General features: G+C 59.9%; 3 protein-coding genes. All 3 read left to right on the top strand.

Going from position 1 to position 3,478, the window contains the following annotated elements:
- Positions 1–178: 178 nt before the first annotated feature.
- The 3 genes from EKG36_RS20315 to EKG36_RS20305 all read left to right on the top strand — a co-directional run bounded on the left by EKG36_RS20315 (position 179) and on the right by EKG36_RS20305 (position 3,311).
- Entirely contained in the window at positions 179–1,546 is a 1,368-nt protein-coding gene (locus EKG36_RS20315; protein ID WP_246007581.1) for an O-antigen ligase family protein, read from the top strand.
- Between the two features lie 281 nt (positions 1,547–1,827).
- Positions 1,828–2,679, top strand: coding sequence for a glycosyltransferase (locus EKG36_RS20310; RefSeq protein WP_425459615.1), 852 nt, complete (start codon positions 1,828–1,830; stop codon positions 2,677–2,679).
- Between the two features lie 65 nt (positions 2,680–2,744).
- Positions 2,745–3,311, top strand: a complete 567-nt coding sequence (locus EKG36_RS20305; RefSeq protein ID WP_185827622.1) for an LbetaH domain-containing protein — start codon at positions 2,745–2,747, stop codon at positions 3,309–3,311.
- The last annotated feature ends 167 nt before the right edge of the window (positions 3,312–3,478 follow it).

Raw genomic sequence — 3,478 nt, 5'->3', positions numbered from 1 at the left:
ACTATGTTGACAGGCTCCGGAAATCGTGCACCTGAATCCCGAGCGGGTCCCGATGTCACAGGCATCAGGATTTTAAAGAGCCGAAGTCATTTCATGTGCCAACTATGTTGACAGGCTCCGGGAGCGATATTCTGGTAGTATTCGCCCTTTACCAGCTTGTGCCGGGTGGACGTTGGCCGTGAGGTACTCTCCTTTTCATTGTGAATTTTCCCTACCGGCGTCTCAGCACCCCGTCTCGCTCTGGCGCTGGTCGTTGGTTATGGTTGTTATGGCGTATGCGGGCCTTCGCATAGCCTTTCCTGAGGTCGGTGAGCTCACGGGCACGCTGATGGCGTTACTTGGCCTGTTTGCAGTGCTGCGATGGGGGCAAAGGCTTAGATCCTCGGCTCCGCTCTGGCTGCTTTTGGCGGTCGTGCTGGTCCAGCTGATCGCATGGACGTCTGGTTACTTCCACCATCCTGACTGGTTGCCGGACAATCCAGAGCTCGATCGCCTAGCCAAGTGGTTCTTGTTTATTGGCATGGCCTGGTGGCTCGGCGGGTGTACTCGACTGACGTGGATGGCCTGGGCCATCACCGTGCCGGGGCTGTTGCTGGCCGTGTGGCTAGAGGGACAAGGCTGGTATTCCTGGCAAAGGGGTTTGGCAGGTAAGAGGGTCGACTTCGGCATCCAGAATGCACAACATGTATCCATGTTCTTTGGAACAGCGCTGCTGGGCTTGGTTCTGTTTGCAAGGCGCGCGGTCACAATCGGTCGTTTCACATGGTGGCGGCGGATGGGCTGGGTCGCTGCAACGGTCATCAGCTTAGTGGGAGTGGTGGTCACTCAGACGCGTGGGGTGTGGTTGGCTCTGCTTGTGTCCAGTATGGTGGCGTTGGTACTAAGTGGGTATGTGGCCTGGAGGAGGGCTCATAGTGAGATAAGCCTGCGCCACGTCACTCTCTGGTTTCTGGTGCCTTCGTTGTTGGTGGTTATTATGGCATCGGCTTTCCATACTCCGATCGAGAGGCGTCTTGCTGCCGAAAATCAGGTTATTGCCAGTATCGTGGCGCGCGACTGGGAGAGCATTCCTTTCGATACCAGTATCGGGAATCGGGTACATTCCTGGCGAGCTGCAATGGAGTGGATCGCTGAGCGCCCCCTTGTCGGCTGGGGCGGTGAGGGTCGAAGCCTCGTAATGGACCATACCGAGTGGATGCCGGCCTGGAACAGGCAAGAATACGGGCATCTCCACAATACCTTCCTCGAAGTCTTTGTCAGCTATGGCCTGTTGGGTGTTCTCGTCATTGGAGCCTTGGCGCTCTGGGTCGGTCTTGGAACCTTCAGGTCCTGGCGAGGTGGCGTGATGCCCGGTGACATGGCATTGTTCGGCTATTCCTTTTTTATTTTCTTCATGATCGTCAACATGTTCGAATCTTTTTTGTCCTTCTGGTCCGGCGGCTATGTCTTTACCATTGTCATGGGGGGACTTGTTACCCATATCTGGCGCTGGCAGGTGGAAACGGGGCAGCGTGTTTTTCCGGTCCTTCGCTCTAAGGCATCTTGATGCGTACACTGGTTGTCGTCCGCTCCCTGAAGATGGGCGGGATGGAGCGTGTGGCGGTTAATCTGGCGGATGCCTTTGCCGATGCAGGTCACGACAGTCATCTCTTAAGCCTTCGATCCTGTCAGAAACCTCTAAAATCCGATAACCCCGACGTCAAACTCCACCAATTTGAACTTCGTTGGTGGAGTCGTCTCACACTCATTGGCTTCCTTTTTGAGCAGTTTGGTCGATTCATTCTCAATCCCTTGATCAAGCGGTCCCTCTTTCTCGGGCGTGGTGTGATGGGTGGCGTGGTCTTCCGTGCCTGGCTGTGGGCCTTTGAGCGCAGCCATGGGCGCGTGGACCGTATCGTCTTTCGGGGTATCGGGACCTTCGAGTTGGTCTGGACATTCCGTGACGAGCGGGCCCGCTATGTCCTCGAGAACATCCTGCATGTGCGCCAGGAGGGCTGGGCCCGTAGACTGTTTGCCCGCTGTCTCTATCATCGTCGCCATCTCGTCACCGTCTCCCGGGGGGTGGCGGAGAGCGTCCGCGAGGGAATGGCCCGCTGGCACTTTACGCCGGCCTCGCTACGGGTGATCCCCAACCCGTGCCCCGTTGATGCGATCCGGCAGCAGATGACGCGCCACGAGCCGGATCTGCCCACTGGGCCCTATATCGTCAACGTGGCGCGTCTGGTGCCGGCCAAGGACCAGGCCCTGCTCCTGCGAGCCTATGCGAGGTCCGGCGTGTCGCTGCCCCTGGTGTTGGTGGGGGATGGTCAGGAGCGGCAGCGCCTTGAGGCCCTGGTAAGCGAGCTGGGCATCGCCGAACGGGTGGTCTTCGCCGGGCAACGGGACAACCCCTATCCGTGGATGCACCATGCCCGGCTGTTCGTGCTCAGCTCACGTTTCGAGGGCATGGGGATCGTGCTGTTCGAGGCCCTGGCCTGCGGTACCCCCGTGTTGAGCGTGGACTGTCCGGGAGGCATTCGCGAGATCCTGAAAGGTGAGCTGGAGGATGCCATCGTGCCGCATGACGTCGATGCCCTGGCGTCGGGCATCCGTCATGCCGTCGAGGGAGAGAAGCCCGAGCTCCGTGAGCACTGGCTGGATGACTTCCGCCCGGAAACCGTCGCCAGGGCGTTCTTATGAGCGGTGAGAGCGAACTCAGCGCCTGGATTCGTCATGGTAGAGCCGACTCGGAGCCTGAGGCCGAGATGAGCTGGCAGCGGTTTGTCGACTACGGCATCACCGAGGTGCTGGGGGGCAAGGGGCACCTTGCCGAGCTTCGACTCTTCAAGAGCCTCTGGACCAGCAGGCTCGAGCGCCAGGCGGTGCTTCGCCTGCGCCTGGTGCAGATGTTGGCTCACTATGGTCATGCCAAGCTCGTCGATCGCCAGCTTGCCATCCTGGCGATGCGCTTTGGACTCCACGTGGAACCGCGTACGGTCATCGGCAAGGGGCTGAGACTGTCGCATCCCACCTCCATCGTGATCGGCAAGGGGCTCAAGCTCGGTGAGCGCTGCAAGCTCTACCAGCAGGTGACCCTGGCGGCGGCCCCCCTGGAGGATGAGCCCGGCATGGCGCGCGTCGGGGATGACGTGACGATCTTTCCCGGCGCCAAATTCGTCGGCAAGGGGCGTGTCGGGAATCGCGTGATCGTGGGGGCCAATGCGGTGGTGGCGGATGTCTTCGGCGACGATGTGGTCATCGGCGGCGTGCCGGCCAGGGTGATCCGTCAGGTGAGGCCGGACGAGCGGACTGGCTCGGGCAGGCCGGAATAGGGTGGTAACTGGTGTAGGCTTGTCCCCGGGAGATACGCATGCTTCGACCCCCCTATCTGTCAGCGTAGTTGTCACCTAAACGGATTGAGAGGTGATCAACATGCGTTACCCCGCAGAGCGGAAGGAAGCCATCCTTCAGAAGATGGCACCTCCGATGAGCCTGACCA

The sequence above is a fragment of the Halomonas nitroreducens genome (assembly GCF_003966155.1).
Taxonomy (GTDB): Bacteria; Pseudomonadota; Gammaproteobacteria; order Pseudomonadales; family Halomonadaceae; genus Halomonas; species Halomonas nitroreducens.
Note: the sequence above shows the minus strand (reverse complement) of the source record. Positions and strands in the feature narration are given on the sequence as shown.